This is a genomic window from Microbulbifer elongatus (genome assembly GCF_021165935.1).
Taxonomy (GTDB): domain Bacteria; phylum Pseudomonadota; class Gammaproteobacteria; order Pseudomonadales; family Cellvibrionaceae; genus Microbulbifer; species Microbulbifer elongatus.
In genome coordinates this window covers 998,450-1,024,489 of record NZ_CP088953.1, presented here as the reverse complement: position 1 = coordinate 1,024,489, position 26,040 = coordinate 998,450, and the positions used below count along the sequence as shown (strand labels likewise).

Genomic DNA, 26,040 nt, shown 5'->3' with positions numbered 1-26,040 from the left:
ACAGCCAATAGCCCGCCGTTCCCCGATGCGCCATCCCTAACATAATTCTGCTTGCAGTTTTACCCTCCGGTCAGCACGCCAGTTTGAAACGCCGCCAAGTTCAGCGCCCTGCGTCAGTGCCGGGTCTACAATTTCTGTTGGAAAGTAACGATAAATGCCAAGGACGTGCAGATTATGTTCACCCCCAAAATGCTCGCTCGCCTGATTGGCGTCGCGGCACTCACCGCTCTGCCGCTGATGGGACTCAGCCAGGCCGGTCAGCTCGACACCAGCGACGATCGTGTTTCGCTGGAAGCCGAATCCCGCCTGCCATTGGAAGACCTGCGCAGTTTCGCCAAGGTTTTCGAACAGATCCGCCGGGGCTATGTCGAAGAAGTCGACGACAGCACCCTACTGGAATTTGCCATCAAGGGCATGCTGCAGGGGCTAGACCCGCACTCCTCCTATCTCGACAGCCGCTCCTTCACGGACCTGCAGGCCAACACTACCGGTGAGTTCGCCGGGCTGGGGATCGAAGTCGGCATTGAAGACGATTACATCACCATCATCACCCCTATGGACGACACCCCCGCCGAGCGCGCCGGACTGCGCGCCGGTGATGTCATTCTGCGGATGTCCGGCAAATCCATGCGCGGTGTCAGCCTGGACGATGCGGTGGAAAAAATGCGCGGTCCGGTAGGGTCCCCGGTGACACTGACCATCGGCCGCAAGGGGCACAAAGAACCCTTCGATGTCACTCTTAAACGCGACAAGGTGCGGGTCTACAGTGTGCGCGGTGAAATGCTCGAGGATGGTTACGGCTATCTGCGCATCAGCCAGTTCCAGCTGGATACCGGCAACGACCTGGTGCGGGCAATGAATAAGCTCAAGAAACAGGGTGAACTGAAAGGACTGGTGATCGATCTGCGCAACAATCCCGGCGGCGTATTGCAGTCGTCCGTGGAAGTGGTCGACGCCTTCCTTGAAGAGGGCCTGGTGGTCTACACCGAGGGTCGCAACGAATCCTCCAACCTGCGCTACTCTGCCAGCCCTGGTGACCTCAGCAAGGGCGCGCCGCTGGTGGTACTGATTAACGATGGCTCCGCTTCGGCGGCAGAAATTGTTGCCGGCGCCCTGCAGGACCACCGTCGCGCTGTGGTGATGGGTACCGACAGCTTCGGCAAGGGTTCGGTTCAGACCGTTATCCCGATCAACGACGATCGCGCGATCAAGTTGACCACCGCACTGTATTTCACCCCCAAGGGCCGCTCCATTCAGGCCCAGGGCATCAAGCCGGACATTACTGTAGAGCGGGTGCAGGTGAAACGTATGGACGGACGCACACGCACTACCGAAGCAGACCTTGCCGGACACCTGGGCAACGGCAACGGCGGTGAAGAAAGCGGCTCGGAAGACCGCAAGCGCGCCAAGGCAGGACAGGAAGACTGGTACAGCCGCGACAATCAGGTATTTGAGGCACTTAATGTGCTCAAGGGGCTGAATCTGTACGTTCGCCGTGTTCCCGCTCACAGCAGTGAGAAACCCTCGGCGGAAACAGAGGAAACCAAGGACAAGGTCGCCCGCGTGCGTCCGGAAGACCTCTAGCCGTTTTTCGACAGCACCAGAAAAATAACAACCGGCGCCCTGATAATTTGAGTAGGCTACCTGATAGCCAGACTTGAAGCAGGAGCGCCGGTTTTATTTTATGAGCGCGGCAGCGCGCTTTGTTTGCAGTAAATTGTGGTAACGATGTAGCGAGGGTGTCATGCAGCAGTATCGTCGTGGCGAAGAAGGATCAAATATTCCGCCTCGTTCAGACCGCTATTACAAGCTGGGGGATGACTGGTATTTCAATGCTCGCGGGGGCAAAACTTTCGGACCTTACCCCTGCAAGGCAGAAGCAGAGAAAGCGGCGAGGCAGTTCCTGAATCCTCCGCAGCATTACACCGGTAACGTGCGCCCCTTTGGCAGTTTGCGCGCGAAGCGCTGGCGCAGCGCAAATCGCTGCTAAAAAAAATGCCAGGGAGGGAACCTGGCATTGGAGAATCTCGAAGGTACTGCTGGGATGCAGCCTGACAAGCCCGGACTCAGCAAATCCTTTTGCCGAACATCTCACTCCAATTCCGTTGAAGCGCCGGGGCAGGTAGTGCTACCGTCAATGCAAAGAAGCAAATCAAGCTGCTCATTAAGTAAAGCCCAGCACCGCCGGTTACCCTGATACTATCTGCTACCCGAACCGATACAAATCGCACGTATTTTGCGTAATCCACACACCACCACAATCGCGCCAAGAAACCCCGGGGCCACACACCGCCGCCGATTCAGCGCGCTTCACCACTCAAGCCCACTGCCCGTGCCAATCCTTTGGCACTTCGTCAAACCTGACACCGATGACGGCCCGTGACCTCGGGGCACGCTTGATTCAATCGAAAAAGGTATTTCCGCGCCAATACTATCCGCGACACCGACAAGTGCTATCTGCGACAGCTCATTCAGGTGCAGGCTCAGTGACTTTCTCTCGCACATCCGATGGTGAAATACCAAATCGCCGCTTGAATGCACGATTGAACCAGGCCAGATTACTGAAGCCTGCGCGATACGCGAGTGTCGAAATATAGTTGCGCGAGTTTGCGGGGTTCGCCAGGTTTTTATATACCCAGTCCAGGCGAATCGCATTCAGATAGTCGGTAAAGGTGAGGTTGAACTCACTGAAGATTTTACGCAGGTACTGCGGTGAGATATTGAAGTGCTGCGCAACCAGATCCGCGTTCAGCTCTGCATCAAACATGCGCAATTTTATATAATTCCGCATAGCCTGATACCGCGCATGGCGGACGCCGCGGTTTCCTGCCACCACACTGGTTTCCCGGTCCACGCCCAGCACCAGCGATGCCAGGTCCATAATCTGCAGCTCCGCCAGATTGGCCACCGGACCCGAGAGAATCTCTCCCATGCGGTTCAGATTTTCCAGATATCCCAGCAGTAAAGAATATGCATTGTTGTCGGCGGGCTGAAAGCTTTTGCCGATCACCTTATCCGGGCTGGACAGACGGGCTTCCAGGAACTTGCGCGGCAGGCTGACGCTGGTGACGGTAAACGCCCCGTCACTCTGGCTTTTGAACGGGTCCTCCAGGGGCAGCAGGTGTAACTGCCCCGGGGCGCACATCCACTCATCGCCCCCGGCCGACGCTATCCCCATGACTCCCTGACGGGGCATGACCAGCAGCATGGCATCGTCGCCATCGGCAATATGGGCATGGGTTCTGTGGGCTTTGTGGTCAACCAGGTAGGAATCACTGACTACGATACGGGACAGGGAACGCACTCGCACATCGACATCCAGATCATCCGAGTACACGTCCACATCCATACCGCACAGGGGCGCATAGGTCTCCACCAGAGCTGTGCGCCGGTCCCCCTGAGAGAATTCCCGTGAGCTGAATCGGAGATAGTGCATGTAGAAACCGCCTTTATTATGTCTCTACATTTATAGCACCAATTTTTCGGATAACGGATTAACCGCCAGAAGAATACGAAATCCGAGGAACCGGTCACATTACCGCGCTAGCAGTCATAGCCGCATTTCGATCCCCGCATCCTGCATAAACTGCTTGGCCTCGTCCACGGTGTATTCTCCGAAGTGGAAAATGCTCGCGGCGAGGACCGCATCGGCACCGCCCTGCAACACACCGTCGGCCAGGTGCTGCAGGTTGCCCACCCCACCGGAGGCAATCACCGGTACGGAGACCGCGTCCGATATGGCACGGGTCAGGGCCAGATCAAAGCCGTTCTTGGTGCCGTCGCGGTCCATGCTGGTAAGCAGAATTTCCCCGGCGCCATAGCTGTCCATTTTTTTCGCCCACTCCACCGCGTCGATACCGGTGGGTTTGCGCCCGCCGTGGGTGAAGATTTCCCACTTGCCGTCTGCGACCTGCTTTGCATCGATGGCCACCACAATACACTGGCTGCCGAAGCGGTCGGCGGCTTCGCGCACAAAGTCGGGATTGAATACCGCCGCGGAGTTGATCGCGGTTTTATCTGCGCCCGCGTTCAGCAGATTCCGGATATCCTGCAGCTCGCGCACGCCGCCGCCCACGGTGAGCGGGATAAAGACCTGGGAGGCCATTTTCTCCACGGTGTGCAGGGTGGTGTCACGACCTTCGTGGGTGGCGGTGATATCGAGGAAGGTAACCTCGTCGGCGCCGGCTTCGTTGTAACGGCGGGCGATTTCCACCGGATCACCGGCATCGCGGATATCGACGAAGTTGACGCCCTTGACCACGCGGCCGGCGTCGACGTCGAGACAGGGAATAATGCGTTTGGCGAGGCCCATGGAATACTTCCGCTTACCTGAATTAATTACTTGGTCCAGTTGTCACACAGTTCCTGCGCCTTGCGCAGGTCGAGCTTGTCTTCGTAGATAGCGCGGCCGGTAATGGCACCGAAGATTTCGGTATCGTCGTCGCCGGCTTCGAGCAGCTTCTCGATATCCTCGATACAACTGACACCGCCGGAGGCGATGATGGGGATCTGCACGGCGCGGGCCAGGTCCATGGTGGACTCCAGATTCACCCCCTGCATCATGCCGTCGCGGGCGATGTCGGTGTAGACGATGGCACTCACGCCGCAGTCCTGGAACTGTTTGGCGAGTTCGGTGGCCTGCACGTCAGACACTTCGGCCCAGCCCTCGGTGGCGACGAGGCCGTCTTTGGCATCGAGACCGACGATGATGTGGCCTTCGAATTCGCGGCAGGCCTCTTTGACCAGTTTGGGGTTCTTTACCGCGGCGGTGCCGATGATAGTCCAGCTGACACCAGCTTCCAGATACCACTCGATGGTTTTCAGGTCGCGGATACCGCCACCGATCTGGATCGGAAACTGGGGGAACTGGCGAGCGATGGCGTTGACGGCGTCGCCGTTGACCGGGTTGCCGGCAAAGGCGCCATTCAGGTCGACGATATGCAGGCGCTTGGCGCCCTGACTGAGCCAGTGTTCAGCGGTGGCGACCGGGTCATCGGAGAAGACAGTGGCGTCTTCCATTTCACCTTGGCGCAGGCGTACGCACTCGCCGTCTTTCAGATCAATGGCTGGGATTACGATCATTTTGGTTAACTTCCTGTTTCTCGGGCCCGCTTTGTTCAGGCTCGGTGGCGGCGGATCATCTGGTGCGGGATTTCAAAACCGGGCTAGGCGCCCCCCTGCGAATACATCCCTGTACGCTGCGTCGGCAACATCCCTGTTGCCGACGCTTTTGAAATCCCGCACCAGACGCTCCGCCTTCGCATCTAGTTATTTACTTCGTCAGCTGACTTTCTTAAGCCGCTCCGCTCCAACCGACAAAATTCTTCAATAACAGCATACCCGCATCCGCACTCTTTTCCGGGTGGAACTGGGTGGCGAAGATATTGTTGCGGGTGACAGCCGCGGCGAATGACACACCGTAGTCGGTCTCGCCGGCGACGGCTTCATTGCCTTCAGAAGGCACATAGTAGCTGTGCACGAAATAGAAGCGGCTACCGCTTTCGATACCTTCCCACATGGGGTGGTCGATTTTCTGCTGCACACGGTTCCAGCCCATATGCGGGACTTTCAGCCTTTCGCCATTTTCATGCAGGTCTGTGCCGAAGAATCTCACCGGCTGCGGGAAGATACCCAGGCAGTCGACGCCGCCGTTTTCTTCGCTGCTGGCCATCATGATCTGCATGCCCACGCAGATGCCGAGAATGGGCATTCCGGATTCGATGCACTGATTCAGCAGCGGCACAAAGCCCGGGCGAATGAACCCCTCCACACAGTCGCGGATGGCACCGACGCCGGGGACGATCAGGCGGTCTGCGCCTTCGGCTTCCTGCGGAGTGGTGGCGAGGACGACTTCGTCACCAGGAGCGACCTTTTGCAGGGCGCTGGCGACGGAGTGGAGGTTGCCCATACCGTAATCGAGGACGACGATCTTTTGCATGCTCATTGCCGCCTTACAGTACGCCCTTGGTGGAGGGCATGGCGCCTTCCATGCGCGGGTCCGGCGTCAGGGCCATGCGCAGAGCGCGACCGAAGGCCTTGAACACGGTTTCGATCTGGTGGTGGGCATTGAAGCCGCGGATGCAGTCGATATGCAGGGTGACCAGGGCGTGGTTTACGAAGCCCTGGAAAAATTCGTAGAACAGCTCGGTATCGAAGTTGCCGATGCGCTTCTGGGTGAAGGGCACGTTCATGGTGAGACCGGGGCGCCCGGAGAAGTCGATCACCACCCGGGACAGGGCCTCGTCCAGGGGTACATAGGCGTGGCCGTAGCGGGTCATGCCTTTCTTGTCGCCGATGGCCTGGTTGATGGCCTTGCCGAGGGTGATGCCAATATCTTCCACCGTGTGGTGGTCGTCGATATGCACGTCGCCGTCACAGGTGATGTCCAGGTCGATCATGCCGTGGCGGGCGATCTGGTCCATCATGTGCTCGAGGAAGGGGACGCCGGTGTTGAATTTGCCGGTGCCTTTGCCGTCGAGGTTGAGGCTGACCTGGATTTTGGTTTCCAGGGTGTCGCGGTTGACGCTGGCGGTGCGCATGAGGTCTACATCCTTGATTGGAGAGCGGGACAGGCTCTGAACCGGCCCCTGAGACAGAAGGCGCGAATTATACGCTCAAACGCGGTGAATTTTGGATGTTAGTGTCAGATGAAACTTGATTCACCGCAGAGATCAAATATCATACGCCCCATGAATATACGCTCCCGCCACAAGACCCCTGTCTGGGTCAGCTTTGTGCTGCTGTTCGCGCTGGTGCTCGCGCAGCCGGCGCTGGCGGAGCATATTCATATCGATGACCAGGCCCACGCCATGTGTGACCTGTCCAACAATCACACCCCTGCGCCCGCAGGCAGTGTGTTCCTTTACGTTTTCGCGGATATGGGCCCCCGCTATATCGAGCAGCAGGCTCCCGTCGCTCTCGATTGCCAGCCGGAAAGCCAGTCCGCCCGCGGTCCCCCCGCACTCCTCCCTGTTAACTGATCTCTCTCGCTGCTCGTCCCGGCTCGGCTGCTATGGCCTGCCGTTTGCGCTAGTGGCCCAATAACGCTTATGTATTCTGGCGTCGGCCTTTTGGGTGGCCGTTGCCTGTGATTTACAGGAATAATCAACAATGTACCGAGTAAACACTCTGGCGCTGGCCGTTGCCTGCGCGCTGTCTTCTGCTGTTTCCGCCCAGGCTGTCGACACCAAAGAATCTATCGAAGAGGTGAATGTCACCGTATCACCTCTGGCCAAGCCGGCCGATGTGGTCGCCGCGCCCGTGTCGGTGCTGTCCGGTGAAGCCCTGCGCCAGGAGGCCGCCGGCACTCTGGGACAGACCCTGAGCAACCAGTTGGGTGTCCACAACGCTTCTTTTGGTCGCGGCGTAGGCCTGCCCGTCGTCCGCGGCCAGAGCGCCAACCGGGTAAAAGTACTCAATGACAACCTGGATGTGGCTGACGCCTCCAACACCAGCTCTGACCACGCGGTAAGCGTTGAGCCCCTGCTGGCAGAGCGCATCGAAATCCTGCGCGGCCCCGCCACCCTGCGCTACGGCAGCGGCGCCATCGGCGGTGTGGTGAACGTCCTCGACGGCCGCATTCCCACGGAAGTGCCGGAAGAAATGGAAGGCGCGGTGGAAATGCGCCACGACACCGCCAACAGCCAGGATGCTGGCGTCTTCCGCCTGACCGGTGGTGCCGGCAATGTGGCCTGGTACCTGGACGGAGTCTACCGCGACAACGACGATACCGAGATCCCCGGCCTCGCCATCCGTGAACACGGCGAACATGAAGAGCACGAAGGTGAAGAGCATCACGAGGAAGAGTTCAACACAGACGGCTTCGTCGGCAACACCAATGCCCGCGCCAAGAGCGCCAGCGCCGGCCTGTCCTGGGTAACCGATACCGGCTTTGTGGGCTTCTCTGTAAACCGCCTGGAAAACAACTACGGCATTCCTCTGGGTACCCACGAGCACAGTCACGAAGATGCGCATGGCGAAGAGGAGCACCACGAGGACGAGGATCACGCCCTCGAGGAAGAGCACGAGCACGAAGAAGAACATGAGGAGCATGGTGAGGAGCGCGTGCGCATTGCCATGACCCAGACCCGCTACGACATCAAGGGCGAGCACCGCTTCAACAGCGAGTACTGGGACAAGCTGAGCGTGCGCCTGGGCTACAACGATTACGAACACGTCGAGCTGGAATCCCACGACGACCACTTCCACGAAGGCACCCGCTTCACCAATGAAGCCTGGGAAAGCCGCGTGGAACTGACCCACGACGACGGCGGCCTGTGGCGCGGCGCCTACGGCCTGCAGCTCAGCAATAAAGACTTTGCCGCAATCGGCGATGAAGCCTTTGTGCAACCGAGCAACACCCAGAGTGTCGGCCTGTTCACCATGAAAGAGCGCGCCTGGGGCGACTGGCACCTGGATCTGGGCGGCCGTGTCGAGCAGGTCACCGTTGATCCAGAGCAGGGTGAAACCCAGGATTTCAATCTGCTGGGTCTGTCCGGCGCGGTTCAGTACTTCCTCGCCGAGCATCAGCACCTGAGCCTTGGACTCACCCACGCCGAGCGCGCGCCGGTCGCGGAAGAACTGTTTGCCGATGGCGCCCACCTGGCGGAAGCCCGCTACCTGGAAGGTGAAGAGGATCTCGACAAAGAGAAGTCCTTCAATCTGGAGCTGGGTTACCACCACCACAATCAGGATGCCTCAGGCTGGCACGCGGTACAGGTCGAGACCAACCTGTTCTACAACCGGGTGACCGACTATATCTACGCCGCCAACACCGGCGAAGAAAACCACGAGGAAGAGCTGGCGATTTACGGCTACACCAACCGCGACGCCGTTTTCTACGGTGCCGAAGCTTCCGCACGCTTCCCCTTCGCCGGCGGTCACTATGTGGAACTGTTCGGCGACAGCGTACGCGCCAGCTTCACCAGTGATCTCGCGCTGCATCACGACGAGCACGAGCACGAAGAAGAAGCGGACCACGATGAGCACGAACATGAGCACGAGGAAGTCGCTGACTACCACCGCGCCGTTCCGCGCATGCCGCCGCTGCGTGTAGGCCTGGCACTGGGCGGTAACTACGACCAGCTGAACTGGGAACTGCGCACCACCAAAGCCGCGGCTCAGGAGCGCGCCGGCGCCTTCGAGGAAACCACCGAGGGTTACACCCGCATGGACCTGACCGCCCGTTACAACCTGAATCTGGGTGGCACCGACGCAGTTGTCTTCGCCAGCGCACGCAACCTGCTGGATGAAGAGATCCGCAACTCCACTTCATTGCTGCGCGACTTCGCACCGGAAGCGGGCCGCAGTGTAGAAGCGGGTATCCGGTTCCAATTCTGACCCGCAGCTGCTTCAATAGTCGCATCCGCGGTACCCGGGACCTGTGTTCCGGGTACCGCTACCCTCTCGCCAAAATCAGATTAAGGATGCGCTCTGTATGGCCTGGATCAAACGCGGTCTTATTACCCTCGTTGTTCTCATCGTTCTTTTCGCCGGAATCATTGCCTGGTTCCTCTCCGGTGTCGACGCCAACCAGTACAAACCAAAGATCGTAAAGCTCGCTGCCGATCAGGGAATCGCTCTGACCCTCGATGGCGATATCGGCTGGCAGATCTGGCCGAACATCGCGCTCAAACTCGAAGGGGTAAAATTGGCCCCCCTCGCGCTGCCCAGTGAATCCCTGCTGGAAGCGGACAAGGTCGCCGTTGGCGTGGCGCTGATGCCGCTGCTGGACAAGCGCATCGAAGCCAAGGAAATCGTATTGCTCGGCCCGCAGGTGGCCCTCACCGTGGACAAAAACGGCAAGGGCAACTGGGAGCTGATCACCGACGCCATGGAAGCCAAGGCGGAGCAGGACGCCAAAACCCGACGGGAGACGCCCCCCACGCTGGATATCCCCAAAGAGCAGGAAGCAACTGCCGAGGGCGGCCTGGAGCTGGCACTGGAACAACTGCGCCTGGAGGACGGCGTACTGCGCTACACCGACAAACAGACCGGCACCGAGTACGCCATCAGCAAACTGCGTATTGCCGCGGACAATCTGGTTCCCGGCGGAAAGCCCGGTGATGTGCACCTGCAGGCGGAGCTGGCGGGCAGTGACTTCCCCGAGCCGGTAAACCTGGATATCCACAGCAGTCTCGCCATTGACGAGGGCCTGAATGGCCTGCGCCTGCAGCCGGCCAACATCCAGCTGACCGGTGCCGAAGGTGCCAAGGCAGAGGTCAACCTGCGCGGTAATATCCGTCGCGTCGAGGCCGACGCACCCTGGCAGATTCAGCTCAACCTGAAGGTGGATGTGGAGCCAATTTCCGGCTGGCTGGCCGCTGTGGGCAGTGAGTACAAACCCCAGAGCAGCAATGCGCTGCAAAGCCTGCGTATCGACACCGATATCAGCGGTACCGACAAGCAAATGAACCTGCAGCCACTGGAACTGGTGCTGGATGACAACACCTTCACTGGCAGCGCCAGCTTTCAGGCCGCCAGCAACGCAAAAGCGGTCCCCAGTGTCTCCCTGGACCTGAAGGGCGGAGACCTGAACGTGGACGACTATCTGCCGCCGCCCGCCACCACGCCGGAACAGGATGAGCTGAGTGCCGATATCGCCGCTGCACAGCCGGTGGAACTGCCCCTGGAAGCCATGCGCGGCTTCAACGCCAAACTGGACCTGACCCTGGAAAAACTGCACGCGCTGGATTTCGAGATCGACAATCCGCAGCTCGCCGTCAACGTCAACAATGGCCTGTACCAGTTGAACAAACTGGCCGCCGGTCTCTACGGCGGCACTCTCAACAGCACCGGTGTCTTCAATGCCCGGGGCGATTCCGCCCGCGGCGAACTGAGCGGCGGCCTGACGGGAGTGGAAATTTCCAAAGTGCAGGAGGCCCTGTTCGCCAGTGATGAGCCGGAGCCCGCAGACCAGAAAAAGGTCACCCTGTCCGGCAAGACCGACCTCACCTGGGTAGGTCAGACCCGTGGAGCCGACACCCTGGCCCTGCAGAAAAATCTGCGTGCCGCAGTGCAGCTCAACGCCGAGGAACTGGCGCTGGCACCGTTCAACCTGGAAAAAGGTATGTGCCAGCTGGTGAGCTACGCGGAAAAATCACCCATGCCGGAAGTGGAGTGGCCCGCCCAGACCCGCCTGCAGGACCTGCGTGCCAGCGTCAATCTGGATGGTGACGTGGCGAAGGTTGAAGACATCAACGCCGGTATCGAGAATATAGCGCTCACCGGTGACGGTACCGTCAACCTGGAACAGCAGGACTTCGACTTTGCCCTGGGCCTGGCACTGGTGGGTGAACGCACCTCTGGTAACGGCTGCTCCGTCCAGAACTCCCGCTGGCGCAACCGCCCGCTACCCCTGCGTTGCAACGCCAAGTTCAACGAAGCCGGCGCCACCACCTGCAAACCCGATAGCCGCCGTATCGACGACCTGATCCGCGAAGAACTCAAATATCAGGCGGAGAAAAAGTACGGGGATAAGGTGGAAGAAAAGACCGATGAGTTGAAGGACAAGCTGAAAGACAAGTTCAAAGGCCTGTTCAACCGGGGTGACTAATCCTTACCTGCACCCCCAGTCACCCCGGTCTATCATCGCGTCACTCCGGCTCCTCAACTCGTCACCCCGGCCACTCACCCTGTCACCCCGGCGAAGGCCGGGGTCCAGCTCCACTGAATTCCCCACACGCAATGGATACCGGCATTCGCCGGTATGACGCAAACGCATAACGCAGTAGCATGGGCACCCTTCGCGGTGCCCATTTTTGATTGCAATTCATGCCCAAGCCCACCATCAAGCCCAAAACACCAAAGCGTTTTCAGTCGGCCCTGCTCAAATGGTTCGACCAGCACGGCCGCCACGACCTCCCCTGGCAGAACGACATCAACCCCTACCGGGTTTGGGTGTCAGAAATCATGCTGCAGCAGACCCAGGTTGCAGCGGTTATTCCCTACTACCAGCGATTCATGGAATCTTTTCCCACAGTGCAGGCCCTCGCCGCCGCCAGTCAGGATCAGGTACTCGCCCACTGGAGCGGTCTCGGCTATTACGCCCGCGCGCGCAATCTGCACAAGTGTGCGCAGACCGTAGTGAACAATCACGGCGGGGAATTCCCAAGAGATGTCGAGGCACTCAGTGCGCTGTCAGGTATCGGCCGCTCTACCGCCGGCGCCATCGCCAGTATCAGCATGGGGCTGCAGGCACCCATTCTGGATGGCAACGTAAAACGGGTGCTGGCCCGCATTCACGCCGTTGAGGGCTGGCCCGGGCAGACTGCGGTCGCGAAACAGATGTGGGAGATCGCCGAACGCTATACGCCAGCAGAGCGCACCGGCGACTACACCCAGGCGATGATGGATCTCGGTGCCACCCTGTGCACCCGGTCAAAGCCCGCCTGCGAGCGCTGCCCGTTTGAGAATCACTGCATCGCCCGCGCCCAGGGTAACTCCACGGACTACCCCGGCAGAAAGCCGAAAAAGGAAAAGCCCGAGCGCCAGACTACCCTGTTGCTGATCGAACACGACGGCGAGCTGTATCTGGAGCAACGGCCAGCCAGTGGTATCTGGGGTGGCCTGTGGATACCGCCACAGCTGGAAGGAGACGACGGCGGTGAGGCCAGCGCCCAGGAATGGCTGGCCGCACAGGACCTGGATGCCAGCGAGATTCAGGCCCTGCCAGCCATGCGCCACACCTTCAGCCATTTCCATCTGGATATTCACCCAGTGTGGATAAGTCTGCCCAGCAGGCCCACCCAGGTGGCGGAAGGGGCCGGTGGCTGGTATAAACTGCGCCAGCTCGACCGCCCCAGATCCGGCCAGGATCTGGGCCTGCCCGCGCCCATCGCCAGGCTGGTCAAACAGCTGATAGCGTTGCGGGCCCCACTATTGGCACCCTGCTAGGAGAAACCATGTCCCGTACCGTCTTCTGTCGCAAATACCAGGAAGAACTCGAAGGCCTTCCCAACCCGCCGTTCCCGGGGCCCAAGGGTCAGGACATCTACGACAATGTCTCCGCCAAAGCCTGGCAGGAGTGGATGGCCCATCAGACCATGCTGATCAACGAAAAGCGCCTCAACATGATGGAACCCTCGTCCCGCGCCTACCTGGCCGAACAGATGGGCAAGTTCTTCAGTGGCGAAGACTACGACGACGCCGAAGGCTTCGTCCCCGAGCAAGACGGCGACAAGTAAGCCAGCGCTTACCAAGCCTAAAAACTATTTATCAATCAAAGGGTTGACTCCCCCCAACAGAGCAGGTTTAATACGCGCCTCGCTGCCGGGGACAACCCCGAATCAGCAATGCCCAGATAGCTCAGTCGGTAGAGCAGGGGATTGAAAATCCCCGTGTCGGTGGTTCGATTCCGCCTCTGGGCACCATACAAAAAAGGCCGCTCCCGAAAGGGTGCGGCCTTTTTTTGTATGTACCGGAAAGCACAATGCCCGGGGATCACCCCGGGCGCTTATACGAAGCTTTTCAATACGGTAAGTTCAGTGCTCCACACTACCGGGCCAGATAATCACTCGTCCGTCCGGCTCCCGGAATACCCGCACCGGCAGCGACTGCTCGAGCATGGCCACCAGGGTTTCGGCCTGATCGGCGGTAAATGCGGTGGTCACGCGTAAATCTTCGAGTTCCGGGGTACCGATCACGATACGCTGTTTGCGGTAGCGATTGGCATCGGCGACGATTTCCGCAAGGGGGGCATCCCGGTAGCTGAATTTGCCTTGGCGCCAACCGGCGACCTGTGCGGCGTCAATTTTACTGATGCGACTCACCTGATCCTCGCGCACCTTGACCTGCTGACCCGCGGTCAGCCGCACTTTGCTGCTTGCGGTTGCGCCGAACTGGCCCTGCGGCCTGGCTGCCACATCGACGATCCCCTCTTCCACCGTCACTTTCACCGTCGGGTTCATTTTATTGCCGGCGTTGACGTCAAAGCGGGTACCGACCACGCGTACCTCAGCGCCCTGGGCGCGCACAATAAACGGGCGACTGGAATCTTTGCGCACCGCGAAAAATGCCTGACCGCGCAGCAGTTTGACCTTGCGCGCGGCGGTTCCAAATTCCGTTTCAATGGCGGAGTCACCCCCAAGGGTGACCAGGGTACCGTCTAACAGGGTGACTTGGCGGGTTTGCGCGAGCTCCGATGTATAGCCTTGTGCAGAATGGCTCTCGCTCTGCCAGGGCGCCAGATACACAATGCCGACGGCGAGCATCAGGGTACAGGCAAACGCGAGGCCACTCAGGGGGCTGACGCCCAAGTAGCTTCTGAGGTTCTGTAACAGGCTGATAAAAGCGCCGGGCTGGCGCAGTCGAGAACCTTCTTCGCTGGCGGCGAGGGCAGCGAGACCGCGGTCAATCTGCTCCAGCTGCTGGTAGGCGTCTCGGTTGCCCCCCTGTTGCATCCAGGTGTCGAATGCGTCCTGCTCAGCGGCGTATAACGGACGTTCAGCCCGCAGCATGAACCACTCGCGGGCTTCCGCTTCGATCCGCCGGATATCGGTTTGCGGATGACTGTTACCAGTCGCCATCATATTTCTCCACCGTACTTACCACCATTGACCCGCAGGGCTTCCTGACATCCTGCGAGGGCTTTGGCCACGTGTTTTTTCACTACCGTCGCGGAGAGCCCTTCTCGACGCGCGATTTCCGCGTAGGAGAGCCCGTCGACACGGTTCATCAATAACAGCCGCCGGCGCTTGTGGGGCATGTTCCACAGGGCGCGACTGATCAGGCCGAGAAACTGCCGGCCGGCCGCTACCCGCTCGGGGCTGCGACTATCCTGTTCACGGTCGGGGTCGTCCTGCACGGATTGCGCGTAACTTTCCCGCACCTGCCCTTTGCGCAACGCATCGATGGTTGCATTGTGGACGGAGCGATAAAGAAAGGCGCGTACATGCTCGATATCGCCCTGTTGCAGTTGCGGTGCCATCCGGGCAAATGCCTCTTGCACCAGATCCTCGGCCTCGCTGTAGGACAAACCGAACTTACTCACCGCATATCGACACAGTTCCTGCTGATACTCGCGGTAGTAGAAATCCAGGTCCCTTTCGATCTCAGGCACCCTCCGGTCGTCACTATCGGGCGTCATCGGGCTCGCCAACGCTGTCGCCATGGATTCTCTTCACCATTGTTTTTGTTATCGGATACTACTCTCGTCGTTAGAACGGGTGGGCGGGAAAGAACGTCCCCCCCTGCGGGGAGATTTTTTTGCGACTCAGTCAAAATGTAGTCCCAGGCGCACGCCAAAGGTGCGCGGCGGATTGTAGTAGTAGGCGGGAGTGGCCACATCGGCTTCGTGCACATCGCTCGCCAGCAGCGTGTTTGTGAGATTGTCCCCGTAGAGGTCTAACCACCAGTTGCCATCTACAGGCTGTAGCTTCAACCCGGCGTTCAGCAGGGTGGCTGCATCGCGGCGGTCAATATTGCGGGTGGCACCGGCGGGATCCTCTACCCAGTGGCCGCTGTCGTTCTCCAGGAGCCAACCGGTGCGGTTACCCCGATTGGCCTCGTCAAAGTACATGCTGGTTGTGTAGCGCAGGCCCCCGCGGGCGGTGGCCCGCAGGCGGTCGGTGAGGGTGAAGCCGTGCCGGTAGTTGAGCCCGAGACTGAGACCGGGTACCTGCTTCAGGCGATTGCCGCTGAAATCCACCAGGTTGGTGATTTCCGGGCTGTCGATACCCGGATTCCAGGTTCGACCATGGTCCGGATACTCGTTATCCACGGCCAGAAAATGGTAATAGCGCGCATCCAGCCAGGAAAGGAACCCACTGGCCCGCCCATTGCGACCGGAAGCCCAGTTCAGCTCCAGCTCGAGGCCGCGGATGGTGGCACTGGGGGCATTGGTACTGCGAATCAGTTCGGTGCCGTCCTCCTCTACCGCAATCCCCGACACCTGCAGGTCGCGATAACGGGTATCGAACAAAGCGCCATTCAGGGTCATGGCGCCATCCAGCAGACCCAGCTTGAACCCCAGCTCCACATTGGCACTGGCCTCCGGTCCGACGTAGGCGGCGCCACGGTTATTGCTGCGAATCAGTGCCGCCAGTGCAGATTGATAGGCCGGATCTCCCACGCCGTCGTACTCCCCTTGCAGGCTCGCACCATCCTGCACGATTCCGGGTTTGAACCCTTCGGCGTAAAGCAGATACAGCAGCAGGTCATCGCTGGGCTGGTAGCTGACCCGTGTCATCGCGGTCGTGCTGCGCCAGGCGCGATCCACATCGTTGTAGTTGGCCACATAGCACTGATCGGCGGCTGCAGAGGCATCGTTTACCGCAATGTCGCCAAGTACACCACCGCGATCGGTGCGTATCAGGTCAGGGCAGGCAATATTGCGCCCACCCCGATCGTAACGCTGATCGCGTCCGCTGCGGGCGCCGGCACTGACCTGCCAGTTGTCGGTAATATCGTAATCCAGCTGCCCGTACACCGCGCTCATGCGTGTGCCGCGATCCGGCTGTTGAAAACTGTGCGCCGGTGCTCCCCCCCAGCCACTGCCATTGGCCAGCTGGTGCTCAAGATCGAAGCGGATTGCATTCTTTTCCGCGAAGTGAAAATACGCCAGCAACCAACGCAACCGCTGGTCATCGCTGTTTTTCAACTGCACTTCGTGCTGGCGCGCGCGATACCGCGACCAGATGGTGCGATTACTCTGGTGATACAGCGCGGGATCGGTCTCACTGCCCACCGGGCCAGTGCGGTCCGCATCCCAGTCCTGGCTGCGACGGGTAAACCCGTAACCGCTGATATAGGTGAGAGTGTGCGCCGATGGCAGCTGCAGCTCCAAGCGGCTGCGCCAGGCATCCTGATCCAGCTCGGTGCGCCCGGGGGTGTCGATGACTACCGGCGTGTCGTAATCCACTATGGGCAGACTGCCCGCACCGCGGTCTTCAAAGCGCTCGTAGCTCAGCCACCAATTGAACAGGCCTTCACGCTGCCAGGCGGAGCTGAGGCGATAACTGTACAGGTCGGTATTGTTATAGCGGTCACCGGCTCTGGCATAGACGGAGTCATCGCTGTATTCGATGGGACTGTCCGCCAGGTGCCTGACCGCAGCCCAGCGCAGTGACCAGTCCTCGTTCAGCGGTGCGTTGGCGACCGCGGCCAGCTTCTGCTCCTGAAAACTGCCCATGGACGTGCTCAGTTCCGCCGACCACTCGCGCTCCGGGCGCGCTGTGTGATAGTTGATGACACCGCCCGTGGAGTTGCGCCCGAACAGGGTACCCTGGGGGCCGCGCAAGACTTCGATCCGATCCAGGTCATACAGCAGTACCGCAGAGCCCTGCACCCGGCTGCTAAAGATGCCGTCCACATGGGTCGCCACGCCGGAGTCTCCCGCCTCGGTGTGGTTGTCAGAGCCGACACCCCGCAGATACAGCATGGACGCGGTGTGGTCCCCATTGCGGGTGACCTGCAGACTCGGCACCTCCGCAGCCAGCGCCTCGAGACTGTCGATGTTGCGCTCCTGCAACAGACCACCGTGCAGCGCGGTCACCGTCATCGGTGTGCGCTGCAGGTTTGTACGACGCTTACTGGCGACCACCTCGATTTCTTCCAGCAGCGGGCGGACGTCTTCGGGAATTCGGGTTTCTATTTCCGGTTCGGCAGACTCCTCAGGGGAAGGCAGTATCACGATGCCCTGCCCGTCCACCCGACGATACTGTAACCCGGACTCGGCAAGCAGCAGGCGCATCGCCTCGTCGATACTGAACATTCCGGTCAGTGGCGGCGCATCGAGGTGGGCGTGCCCTTGCGCGCCAACCATAACTGCGAGGCCGGTTTCGCGGGAGAACGCCAGCAGTGACTGCTCCAGAGACTGGGCAGGGAGCTGGAAACTGTAGAGTGCGGATCCAGAAAGCGTCGGATCCTGGACTTTCGATTCGGCAACAGCGATGCCGGCCGGAATGGCACTCAGCTGCGTCGCCAGGATCCGGGCGCACATTGACCTGAGGTAGGTCTTGAGCATAGGCAGTTCGTCATCGCTGATGCCCGCGGGGTGCGGGGTCGGGCGTGCGACGGCAGCTTGCTGGCGGTACTAGATCACAACCACCACGGCTTTCGGCTCACGCCCGATCACTTATTCTGTTGTGTGGAAAACATACAACAATAATCAGCGGGGTGACAAGATAAGACGCGCCGTAGCGGGAGAACCAATCCCCCAATCTGCGGACCTCGTCTGATTTCGAACAATTAAAACCACATGGACCAGAACGCACGTACTACGTGGGCATTGAAACTATAGGCAGGCTCTTCACCGGGCAGATAGCTGCCATCGCCATCGTGCACACGAACATCGTGGAAGTTCTCGTAATCGAACAGGATGTAGTCCCAGTAGAGGTTCAGTGTGTTTTTACGATTGAGCAGTGCCCAGCGTTCGGGCACCTGATAGGAGATGCCAAAGCCAATCGCGGTGCTACTGAAATCGCTCAGTTCTTTATCCCGCGCGCGGAAATTGGTCGCGTTCAGGTAGGGGAAGATGTCACTGTAAAAGTCCGCACCGTCCTGCTTGTAATACCGCAGTTTGCCTTCGAGGATCAGGTTCTCACTTTCCAGTGGATGGGTGTAGCGAAACTCCAGGTTATCGGCCTCGATACCCCAGCTGTCGGCATAACGGCGGTATTCGGTTTTGACCGCGGCGCGATAGGGCAACATATATTTTGCGCGCAGGGCCACCGCGTCGCTATTGCGGGTCGTGGGGTACAGTTCCGCCTGGTAACTGAAACCGGTGCCGGAATTCGGGTCAAGATACCGCACACTGCGGTAGGGGTTATTCAGAAAGCCCTCATCCGCTACAGTTTCCACACTCAGTTCGGCGATCAGTTTGGTCGTCAGAATCTGGCTCCAGCCCAGGGAGTAGCGGCGGTGCTCCGCATGCTCGAGAAAATTCTCGTCGCCATTCCGCATCACGTCGTCACTGCCATAGGTGGCGCGCATGGACAGGGTGCTGAGATCACCAAAGAAGTCCTGGGATATACCAAAACCAACAGTTTCCGCCTGATAGTCATTTTCACTGGAATTGGTGTAACTCAGGCTCATGGTGGTTTTATCCACCAGGTAATCGGCCCCCAGAGAAAATTCATCCCGCTGCTCGGTATAGCGACTGGCCGTGGCCTGCACGTCAATGGACGCTCCGGAAATCATATCCACGTAATAATTGGCGGACAGGGAAACCGCGTTGCCAACATTTTTACGCACCAGGACGGAGGGGCCATCAATGGTGACCCCGCCACCGCTGTAGCTGTGATACAGCGTGTCTGCGCGCTCTTCGGGTAAAACCGCGGCGTTAGCCACTGGCGATACCACGAACACTAAACCGAATAAAAATCGCTTGAGAGCGTCGCGAGCGAACGCGATTTGGTGAGCGCCGGAGCACAGCGCCCGCAGCGCACTTATAGTGCGTGAGGAGACGCCCGGGCTGGCGCTCCAGCACCGCCGACCGCCAAAGCGCGGAGCGCAGTAGCTCTCAAGTGATTTTTTAGTTGCAGCCACAACCGCCTCCTGACCCACCTTCGGCGCCGCGAGCCGCTTCACGCGCTTCATAAACGTGATTCATAAAACCGGCCGCCACCGGATCCCGCTCAAAACTCATAATCGGGTCGGCGAGGTAGTGTCGCTCGTAGGGCTTCACCCAGGGCTCGGGCATGATGGATTCACACCCTCCCAGCAATAACAGAGCCGGCAACAATAAAAGCGCGCGTTTGATCATGGTTTATTCCCGGATCAGTTCCTTGATGATCTTTTTGTATTCGGCTTCATCGCCTGTGCGATATCCCTTGTGCACATAGCGTACGTTGCCATCGCGATCGATAAACACGGAACTGGGCATGGCTTCCACACCAAACAGCTTGCTCACATCACTCTTGGAATCGAACAGCACCGGGAAATCCACCGGAATCTTGTTCAGCATCGCCTGGGCATCCTGCGGATTTGCATCCACATTCACACCCCACACCTGAAAACCCACAGGTTCGTAACGGGCGTGCAGGTCGTTCAGCAGTGGCATTTCCTCGCGGCAGGGACCGCACCAGGACGCCCAGAAGTTCAGCATGATGACCTCACCGCGCTGTTCGCTCAGCTTGAGGTTGCCATCTTTGAGGGAGGCCAGAGTGAAATCACTGGCGGGCACCTTGGCAATGGCAGGGGCACCGACGAGAAGGGCAGCGCTGGTGCAGAGTGCGGCTATCAGTTTACGCATGGAATAACTCCAATGGTTTTCTTTGTTGTGATTAGAAGTAAATCGACACGCCCAGCTGGGCGGACAGGTTATTGGTATTCAATGGCTCGCCAAAAATCTCGTGCTCGAAAATGTGGTCCCGCACGTCCAGACGCAGGGCGAGCCAATCCTGGGCCAGCAGACGCACTCCGGCACCGACGTTGTAGGTAAAATGCTCTTCCCCGGCAAAGTTGGTATTACCAGCACCACCAATCAGGTAAAGATTGCTGTTTAGCGCGAACTTACTGCCGATAAAAATTTCCCCGGGCAGAAAATTCCAGGCCAGGGACAGGTTATACATACTGAGATCACGCTCGTCTTCGGTCAGCAGCGGTGCCGAGCCACTCAGGCGCTCGTAGCTGGACTCCCCGAGCGTGGACTGGGCGTACGCCGCCTCCATAAAGAAATCTTCATTGATGTGGTAGGCGAGACTGCCACCAATCATGCGGTCGGTACCGAAATCCTCCACGCTGAGAATGCCGCCCAGATAGAGGGTAAATTCAAAATCTTCGCTATCGATCTTGGCTTCGCGAATTTCCCGACGCTCCAGGTCCGGAGAAATAATATCGTCCAGTTCCTGATCCGATTGCGCGATTGCGGCGGAAGAAAAGGGGGCCGCCACAGCACCTGCCAGCAGCAGGCCGGCCAGTCTTACATAAATACGTCGAATCCGAGTTTCCATTCGACTATCTCCTGGTTTTCTTCCCGCGAGGTAAGCAGGTAGTGATTGGCAACTTCCGCGCGCAGGGCAAAGCGACGGGATAAATAGGTGGTCACACCGAGGCCCGCCAGCATGGCGGTATCCTTGCGGTCTTCGGTGGCAACAATGGTGGCGTTGGGAGAGGTGATATTGATTCCGGTACCCAACAGAAAATACGGGGACAGGCGCCAGCGCGGAAACGGCTGGTGCATCAGTGCCACCTGGTAGGTCTGGCTGTCAGAGTAAGCGCCAATGGTCTGCGCTGCGCGCAACTCAGCGGAAATATTTCCGGTGAAGCGGTAACCCAGGGAAATCCCCATCGAGTTGGCACCGGCAAAGTCACCATAGGTGAACCCCATGCGGAAACTCTGCTCGTAAAAATCATCAATACCGGGAGTAGGTATGGCGACCTGTTCACCCTCTGCGGTGTAGATCTCATCGAGCTCGGCAATTTTGGCCCAGCCGGTCTTGCCGGTGCGGGTCATGACCTTGACCCAGTCGGTACGACGCTTCAACAGCCACAGGGGCTCGCCGTATTCAACCACGTGGTCAATAACATAACCGCGGCCCGGGCCGGTGTAGAGATTGAGAAACTCCGCCCCGACAATCACCCGCTCGCTGTCGAATGACAGAGTCTGCGGTTGACGCTCGCCGAACTGGCGGGCGGTAAAGCTGTCGCTGACCGGTTCATCCTCTGCCGTTTCCGACTGTGCGTAAACGGAAGAGGAAAGACTCCCCAACACCCCCAGGATAAGAAGGGCGGCAGTAGCTACCGCGCCCCTGTGTGCTCTGAAACCGAGCTGCCTGTTCATTTTCAGTTAACCGGCGCTTCAAATGGATTGTTGTAATACTGCGCACCGATATCCAGCCATTCGGAAATCAAACGCAACTCTGCAGCGGACAATTCTCCCTCATGTACGCCCCCGGCTTCAAACACATTGAAGAAGCGACTGGCGTTGGCGCCATTGGTATTCATGATCCGCTCGATATCGACGGTAACCATAACAGGAATCGGGTTGCCATCGGCATCGAGTATCAGCTCACCGTCTTCATCGGTCTCAAACAGCGGATTGCCATTGTCATCGGTATCCTGTACCAGCACGTTCTGTACAGCTCCGTCGCGCAGCTCCTGAACCGGGTTGTCGAAGATCAGTTCAACATAGGAAGTACTGAAATTGGTGTTCACACCGGACTGATCTCCGCGCAGATCCAGCTGCCCCGGAGGCACCTGAGCCATACCGTCCGCATCGCGATTACTGTGACAGGCGGTGCAGGTACGGTCTTCCAGCACGTTACCCATTTCATCGGTGATCAGTCGCGGCAGGTCCCAGATCGGCTGGATATGCTCCGGATAATGGATCACGGTACGGCACTCCGCACCCCAGCTACTCTGGCAGGCCACGGTGGTTGGCGCCGGCGTGAGCAGATCACTCATGACGATTTCGGTGGTGGCATCCTTTTCCCGCAGGGACGGATCTGTCCAGTGGTCGACATATTTCAGGTCGCCATCCAACTCCGGGTGACCAGCGATCCGCGCGAGCACCTGCGCCATGGTCTCGCCCATATCTGCGGTCAGTGCAGGCTCGGTGTTGGGGAAAGGCGCGGCGCTGGTGGCAGCCCCGGCCCAGGCCGCTGCCGGCGCTTTATCCGTACGCCCGTGGGGCACTTCACTGTCGCGGGTATGGCAGCCCTGGCACTTGCGTACCTCGCCGGCGCGGAATTGCAGCCAGTTATTGTGACGACCGACAATGCGGCGTCCGGACGCATCCACTACAGAAATCGCCAGGGGCATATCCGCCGGCACTTTGACCCGCACCGAGCCATCCGGCTGGATCGGGGTGTAACCGATAATTTCACGCATCAGCTGGCTGCGATTACGACCAAATGCAGAGCGGTCAAAATCCAGGGTATCCCGATCCGGAATGCCCACCGCTTTCACCACCCGTAAAAAGCGTGCGGGGCGCTCTGCTGCGCTGGTTTGCAACGGGTCCGCCAGAGCATCGATATCCAGGATTGCGCTGCCGTCAAAATCGTACACGCTGCGAATATCCAGTACCGCCATGCCTTCTTCATACAGGTCGCGGTCGATATCGATACCGGGAATCGGCTGGGGAATGAACTCCGGTACCGGGCGGGTATCGGCGGTGACCGCTTCGCTGATCATCATGCCTTCCTCCGGCTGGATGATCGGGCGCTGTGTGCCCTCCCCGTAGTCGTAAATCCACAGGCCATACAGTGGGTCGGCGGGCACGATATCCGGTGTCGCCAGCCACTCGTCGGTACACGGCTGCGGCAGCTCTGTCTCCGGATCGATCACCCGGCACTCGCTCCAGCTCACCAGCAGGCGGCTGGTACCGTCGTGGAACGCCCAGGCACTGGCAAACAGCCCGTGGGGGGACAAGCCACCATCGGTTATCACCTGCTCCACGGACAGGGATTCCTGCCCCTGCAAAACGCCGGCCTGTTCCGGCTCACTGTAGGCCTCGGTGTAATTGGCTCCGTCGATGACCACCATATCGCCGCCGTAGGTGATCCCTTCCGGGGCCCGCAGGGTGACGAGAATCCGACCATCCGGCATTTGCTGGGGTTTGCTGAATGTGGCCGCTATGGGATCTTCACCGCTACCGGTGCCGGTACCCTGGCTGTGGTAGCCGTAATAGAACTGCAGATCCGTGCCATCGGGCTTTACGGTATACAGGCTGAGGCGATCTACCCCACCCATATTGTCCCAGCGGTTAAACAGGATGCGGCCATTCGCCAACACGGTGGGCGAGAGATCGTGACTCTGGTTGTAGGAGATCTGCTGGATATCACTGCCATCCGTCTCCATCACGTGCAGTACGAACGCAGCCTCATCGAGATTTTCCGCCTGGGCGGAAAACTGGGGCTTGTTGTCATCGAGCAGCAGGGCGCGGGAGCGGCGCTGGCGGGTAGAGGTAAAGACCAGGCGGCCATCGGGGAGAAATGCCGGGGAAATATCGTCCCCTTCTTCGGCGATCAGGTCGGACTGGATTATCCGACGAAGTTCCGCAGTGTCGAAATCGTACAGCCAGATATTCCAGCTGGGCTGCTCGTCGTCGTCCAGGCCCTCGATATTGGGCGCGCGCATGGCAAAGGCCAACTGACGGCCATCGGCAGAAACCGCCAGATCCTTTACGTCGTAGCCACCCTCAAAAACGATGCCGGCTTCTTCATCACTGACAAACAGATTTTCGGTCAGCGAACGCTCTGGCGCGCTGGCAGTGGCGCGGTCGCGCATCAGCAGTTCGGCACCGGGATTGAAGGCGGAGGGCATATAGATGCTGTCACCCATCAGCGCGTCATCTTCATCACGATTGAGTGCGCGACGCACGTACACCACGGGGTAATCCACCACCACCGGGTCTTCCGCCTGGTCGCCACCGCCGAGACTGGAACCGTCACCAGACCCGCCACCGCACCCTACCAGGGCGACTGCGGAAAAAATCGACAGTAGTGACAATTTCCGGCCAACCGCCGCAGCCCGCGTGCAAAAAATGTTCAAGAGTCCACCTCTTTTATCGCCACCCCTGTGCGCGGCGTTGTATTTTTCAACAATTTTTGTGAATTTTTAGCGACAGCTCACCCGTGCCACGTAGTACTCACTCACCGCAGCAGCCGCAGAATAGCTGGATATTCGCCAGGCAATGACGCCAGAATAATTTCTGATTCTCCCGTTTGGTCTGGGTAATCTCAAGTCATGCACAAGCAATTTGCCAACCAGAACACGCTTTAAATTTTTGCCGCTGGCGTATCCCTCCGCATTCTTTACTATCTGTTCCGGTTACAACGTATACAGTCCCCGGTACCCATCCAGACGGAAAACTTCCACTGTCCGCTGGTAAGGCCCGGGCACGAAAACCAGACGCGAACAAATCCAACCATGAAAATAATTTCGCCCGTCGCGCGCGCACTGCTCGCGACGACCGCCTGTCTCAGTGCCGCACTTCCACTGTCTGCCTTCGCCGGCCCGGAGGAACAGGCGGCGCAAATGCACAGTCGGCTGACCGGGGTAAAACCCAGCATTGAAGTGCTCACCGCCATGGCCCAGGACATCGCCAGTGGCGATGCCGGCGCTGCGGCTGAACGGGCGATGGAGAATGACGCGTTCTACGATGTCACCCTGAAAAACCTGGTGACGCCCTGGACCAATCGTGACGGCGACAACTTTGCTCCGCTGAACGATTACACTGCGACGGTCATTGGCATGGTGCGCGACGATGTGGATTTCCGTCAGATACTCTCCGGCGACATCCTGTACACCGGCGCTTCCGGTCTGGGCCTGCCGGCCTACAACAACGCCAACAACGACCACTACGAGGCACTGGAAGCGGCAGGCTACCCGCTGCAGACCGCGCTGGAGCGCAGAACCCAGTCCTCGGTTACCGGCCTTCCCAGTGAAGCCACCGCCGGTGTGATGACCACCCGCGGCGGCGCCAAGGCTTTTTTCTATGCCGGCACCAACCGCGCCATGTTCCGCTTCACCCTGATGAACCATCTGTGCCGCGATCTGGAGCAGGTACACGATACTTCGCGGCCACCGGATCGTATCCGCCAGGATGTAAGCCGCAGCCCCGGCGGCGACAGCCGCGTATTCCAGAACAACTGCGTTGGTTGTCACAGCGGCATGGATCCCATGGCCCAGGCGTTCGCCTACTACAACTTCGAATACGATGTGGACAATGACCCCACCGGCGAAAACGGCCGTCTGGACTACAACGGCGCCGGTGATATCGACCCGGCAACCGGCAGCCGCGTGCAGGCCAAAAACCACATCAACAGCGCGACCTTTCCTTACGGCTTCGTCATTCCCGACGACAAATGGGACAACTACTGGCGTGAAGGGCCCAACATGCACCTTGGCTGGAGCGAAGTGCTACCCGGTTCCGGCAATGGCGCCAAGTCCATGGGCGAAGAACTGGCCAACAGTGAGGCATTCGCCCAGTGCCAGGTCACCAAAGTTTTCAAACAGGTGTGCCTGCGCGCACCGGAAGACAGTAGCGATCGCAATCGTATCGACAGTATCACCGACAGTTTTACCAGCAATGGTTACCGGCTGAAGCAGGTATACGCTGAAACCGCTGCTTACTGTGCGGGAGAATGAAACCATGAA

At 59.2% G+C, this 26,040-nt stretch carries 22 protein-coding genes and 1 tRNA gene; 9 read left to right on the top strand and 14 right to left on the bottom strand.

The window, feature by feature from the left end; genetic code table 11:
- The first annotated feature begins 174 nt into the window (after positions 1–174).
- A complete protein-coding gene (locus tag LRR79_RS04260) occupies positions 175–1,584 on the top strand; it encodes a S41 family peptidase (protein WP_231759170.1) in 1,410 nt (469 codons plus the stop codon).
- A gap of 160 nt (positions 1,585–1,744) precedes the next feature.
- Positions 1,745–1,990, top strand: a complete 246-nt coding sequence (locus tag LRR79_RS17360) for a DUF6316 family protein (RefSeq protein WP_407665226.1) — start codon at positions 1,745–1,747, stop codon at positions 1,988–1,990.
- Positions 1,991–2,467: 477 nt separating this feature from the next.
- On the opposite strand, the gene LRR79_RS04255 is transcribed toward LRR79_RS17360, so the two are convergent.
- The 5 genes from LRR79_RS04255 to hisB all read right to left on the bottom strand — a co-directional run bounded on the left by LRR79_RS04255 (position 2,468) and on the right by hisB (position 6,539).
- On the bottom strand, positions 2,468–3,436 hold the full coding sequence (locus tag LRR79_RS04255) for an AraC family transcriptional regulator (RefSeq protein ID WP_231759169.1): 969 nt from the start codon (positions 3,434–3,436) through the stop codon (positions 2,468–2,470).
- Positions 3,437–3,550: 114 nt separating this feature from the next.
- Complete coding sequence (hisF, locus tag LRR79_RS04250) at positions 3,551–4,312, bottom strand: imidazole glycerol phosphate synthase subunit HisF (RefSeq protein ID WP_231759168.1); 762 nt, start codon at positions 4,310–4,312, stop codon at positions 3,551–3,553.
- Positions 4,313–4,338: 26 nt separating this feature from the next.
- The gene (gene hisA / locus LRR79_RS04245; protein ID WP_231759167.1) at positions 4,339–5,082 is read right to left on the bottom strand and encodes a 1-(5-phosphoribosyl)-5-[(5-phosphoribosylamino)methylideneamino]imidazole-4-carboxamide isomerase; all 744 of its coding nucleotides are present in this window, start codon (positions 5,080–5,082) and stop codon (positions 4,339–4,341) included.
- Positions 5,083–5,293: 211 nt separating this feature from the next.
- Complete coding sequence (hisH, locus tag LRR79_RS04240; protein ID WP_231759166.1) at positions 5,294–5,938, bottom strand: imidazole glycerol phosphate synthase subunit HisH; 645 nt, start codon at positions 5,936–5,938, stop codon at positions 5,294–5,296.
- 13 nt (positions 5,939–5,951) lie between these two features.
- Positions 5,952–6,539, bottom strand: coding sequence for an imidazoleglycerol-phosphate dehydratase HisB (hisB, locus tag LRR79_RS04235; protein ID WP_066960431.1), 588 nt, complete (start codon positions 6,537–6,539; stop codon positions 5,952–5,954).
- A 150-nt stretch (positions 6,540–6,689) separates the two neighbouring features.
- On the opposite strand from hisB, the gene LRR79_RS04230 reads away from it, so the two are divergent.
- The 6 genes from LRR79_RS04230 (at position 6,690) to LRR79_RS04205 (ending at position 13,370) form a co-directional block, all read left to right on the top strand.
- A complete protein-coding gene (locus tag LRR79_RS04230; RefSeq protein WP_231759165.1) occupies positions 6,690–6,980 on the top strand; it encodes a hypothetical protein in 291 nt (96 codons plus the stop codon).
- 130 nt (positions 6,981–7,110) lie between these two features.
- Positions 7,111–9,339 (top strand): TonB-dependent receptor, encoded by a 2,229-nt coding sequence (locus tag LRR79_RS04225; RefSeq protein ID WP_231759164.1) that lies wholly within the window; start codon positions 7,111–7,113, stop codon positions 9,337–9,339.
- A 97-nt stretch (positions 9,340–9,436) separates the two neighbouring features.
- Positions 9,437–11,554, top strand: coding sequence for an AsmA family protein (locus tag LRR79_RS04220; RefSeq protein WP_231759163.1), 2,118 nt, complete (start codon positions 9,437–9,439; stop codon positions 11,552–11,554).
- A gap of 218 nt (positions 11,555–11,772) precedes the next feature.
- Positions 11,773–12,894, top strand: a complete 1,122-nt coding sequence (mutY, locus tag LRR79_RS04215) for an A/G-specific adenine glycosylase (RefSeq protein ID WP_231759162.1) — start codon at positions 11,773–11,775, stop codon at positions 12,892–12,894.
- A gap of 8 nt (positions 12,895–12,902) precedes the next feature.
- On the top strand, positions 12,903–13,184 hold the full coding sequence (locus tag LRR79_RS04210; protein WP_231759161.1) for an oxidative damage protection protein: 282 nt from the start codon (positions 12,903–12,905) through the stop codon (positions 13,182–13,184).
- A gap of 110 nt (positions 13,185–13,294) precedes the next feature.
- Positions 13,295–13,370: transfer RNA gene (locus tag LRR79_RS04205), tRNA-Phe, on the top strand.
- A 111-nt stretch (positions 13,371–13,481) separates the two neighbouring features.
- On the opposite strand, the gene LRR79_RS04200 is transcribed toward LRR79_RS04205, so the two are convergent.
- From LRR79_RS04200 to LRR79_RS04160, 9 genes are all read right to left on the bottom strand, one after another.
- Positions 13,482–14,528, bottom strand: coding sequence for a FecR family protein (locus LRR79_RS04200; RefSeq protein ID WP_231759160.1), 1,047 nt, complete (start codon positions 14,526–14,528; stop codon positions 13,482–13,484).
- Positions 14,525–15,109 (bottom strand): RNA polymerase sigma factor, encoded by a 585-nt coding sequence (locus LRR79_RS04195; protein ID WP_231759159.1) that lies wholly within the window; start codon positions 15,107–15,109, stop codon positions 14,525–14,527. Before LRR79_RS04195 ends, LRR79_RS04200 begins: the two co-directional genes overlap by 4 nt.
- 102 nt (positions 15,110–15,211) lie before the next feature.
- The gene (locus LRR79_RS04190; RefSeq protein WP_231759158.1) at positions 15,212–17,962 is read right to left on the bottom strand and encodes a TonB-dependent receptor domain-containing protein; all 2,751 of its coding nucleotides are present in this window, start codon (positions 17,960–17,962) and stop codon (positions 15,212–15,214) included.
- Between the two features lie 224 nt (positions 17,963–18,186).
- Positions 18,187–19,287, bottom strand: a complete 1,101-nt coding sequence (locus tag LRR79_RS04185; protein WP_231759157.1) for a DUF3570 domain-containing protein — start codon at positions 19,285–19,287, stop codon at positions 18,187–18,189.
- A gap of 184 nt (positions 19,288–19,471) precedes the next feature.
- A complete protein-coding gene (locus LRR79_RS04180) occupies positions 19,472–19,702 on the bottom strand; it encodes a DUF4266 domain-containing protein (RefSeq protein ID WP_231759156.1) in 231 nt (76 codons plus the stop codon).
- 3 nt (positions 19,703–19,705) lie between these two features.
- On the bottom strand, positions 19,706–20,191 hold the full coding sequence (locus LRR79_RS04175) for a TlpA family protein disulfide reductase (protein ID WP_231759155.1): 486 nt from the start codon (positions 20,189–20,191) through the stop codon (positions 19,706–19,708).
- Positions 20,192–20,222: 31 nt separating this feature from the next.
- Positions 20,223–20,891 carry an outer membrane beta-barrel domain-containing protein gene (locus LRR79_RS04170; RefSeq protein WP_231759154.1) on the bottom strand — a complete coding sequence of 223 codons (669 nt, stop codon included), beginning with the start codon at positions 20,889–20,891 and terminating at the stop codon, positions 20,223–20,225.
- Positions 20,861–21,721, bottom strand: a complete 861-nt coding sequence (locus LRR79_RS04165) for an SH3 domain-containing protein (RefSeq protein WP_231759153.1) — start codon at positions 21,719–21,721, stop codon at positions 20,861–20,863. Before LRR79_RS04165 ends, LRR79_RS04170 begins: the two co-directional genes overlap by 31 nt.
- A gap of 2 nt (positions 21,722–21,723) precedes the next feature.
- A complete protein-coding gene (locus LRR79_RS04160; RefSeq protein ID WP_231759152.1) occupies positions 21,724–24,390 on the bottom strand; it encodes an HzsA-related protein in 2,667 nt (888 codons plus the stop codon).
- Between the two features lie 420 nt (positions 24,391–24,810).
- Here LRR79_RS04160 and LRR79_RS04155 point away from each other — a divergent pair, with 420 nt between their 5' ends.
- Positions 24,811–26,031: a hypothetical protein gene (locus tag LRR79_RS04155; protein WP_231759151.1), complete on the top strand. Its 1,221-nt coding sequence runs from the start codon at positions 24,811–24,813 to the stop codon at positions 26,029–26,031.
- Positions 26,032–26,040 lie beyond the last annotated feature (9 nt).

What these genes read in the sequence shown, in the direction of transcription:
- LRR79_RS04260 (WP_231759170.1), top strand. Translation starts at nt 175, where the DNA reads ATGTTCACCCCCAAAATGCTCGCTCGCCTGATTGGCGTCGCGGCACTC.
- LRR79_RS17360 (WP_407665226.1), top strand. Translation starts at nt 1,745, where the DNA reads ATGCAGCAGTATCGTCGTGGCGAAGAAGGATCAAATATTCCGCCTCGT.
- LRR79_RS04255 (WP_231759169.1), bottom strand. Translation starts at nt 3,436, where the DNA reads ATGCACTATCTCCGATTCAGCTCACGGGAATTCTCTCAGGGGGACCGG.
- hisF (WP_231759168.1), bottom strand. Translation starts at nt 4,312, where the DNA reads ATGGGCCTCGCCAAACGCATTATTCCCTGTCTCGACGTCGACGCCGGC.
- hisA (WP_231759167.1), bottom strand. Translation starts at nt 5,082, where the DNA reads ATGATCGTAATCCCAGCCATTGATCTGAAAGACGGCGAGTGCGTACGC.
- hisH (WP_231759166.1), bottom strand. Translation starts at nt 5,938, where the DNA reads ATGCAAAAGATCGTCGTCCTCGATTACGGTATGGGCAACCTCCACTCC.
- hisB (WP_066960431.1), bottom strand. Translation starts at nt 6,539, where the DNA reads ATGCGCACCGCCAGCGTCAACCGCGACACCCTGGAAACCAAAATCCAG.
- LRR79_RS04230 (WP_231759165.1), top strand. Translation starts at nt 6,690, where the DNA reads ATGAATATACGCTCCCGCCACAAGACCCCTGTCTGGGTCAGCTTTGTG.
- LRR79_RS04225 (WP_231759164.1), top strand. Translation starts at nt 7,111, where the DNA reads ATGTACCGAGTAAACACTCTGGCGCTGGCCGTTGCCTGCGCGCTGTCT.
- LRR79_RS04220 (WP_231759163.1), top strand. Translation starts at nt 9,437, where the DNA reads ATGGCCTGGATCAAACGCGGTCTTATTACCCTCGTTGTTCTCATCGTT.
- mutY (WP_231759162.1), top strand. Translation starts at nt 11,773, where the DNA reads ATGCCCAAGCCCACCATCAAGCCCAAAACACCAAAGCGTTTTCAGTCG.
- LRR79_RS04210 (WP_231759161.1), top strand. Translation starts at nt 12,903, where the DNA reads ATGTCCCGTACCGTCTTCTGTCGCAAATACCAGGAAGAACTCGAAGGC.
- LRR79_RS04200 (WP_231759160.1), bottom strand. Translation starts at nt 14,528, where the DNA reads ATGATGGCGACTGGTAACAGTCATCCGCAAACCGATATCCGGCGGATC.
- LRR79_RS04195 (WP_231759159.1), bottom strand. Translation starts at nt 15,109, where the DNA reads ATGGCGACAGCGTTGGCGAGCCCGATGACGCCCGATAGTGACGACCGG.
- LRR79_RS04190 (WP_231759158.1), bottom strand. Translation starts at nt 17,962, where the DNA reads ATGCTCAAGACCTACCTCAGGTCAATGTGCGCCCGGATCCTGGCGACG.
- LRR79_RS04180 (WP_231759156.1), bottom strand. Translation starts at nt 19,702, where the DNA reads ATGATCAAACGCGCGCTTTTATTGTTGCCGGCTCTGTTATTGCTGGGA.
- LRR79_RS04175 (WP_231759155.1), bottom strand. Translation starts at nt 20,191, where the DNA reads ATGCGTAAACTGATAGCCGCACTCTGCACCAGCGCTGCCCTTCTCGTC.
- LRR79_RS04170 (WP_231759154.1), bottom strand. Translation starts at nt 20,891, where the DNA reads ATGGAAACTCGGATTCGACGTATTTATGTAAGACTGGCCGGCCTGCTG.
- LRR79_RS04165 (WP_231759153.1), bottom strand. Translation starts at nt 21,721, where the DNA reads ATGAACAGGCAGCTCGGTTTCAGAGCACACAGGGGCGCGGTAGCTACT.
- LRR79_RS04155 (WP_231759151.1), top strand. Translation starts at nt 24,811, where the DNA reads ATGAAAATAATTTCGCCCGTCGCGCGCGCACTGCTCGCGACGACCGCC.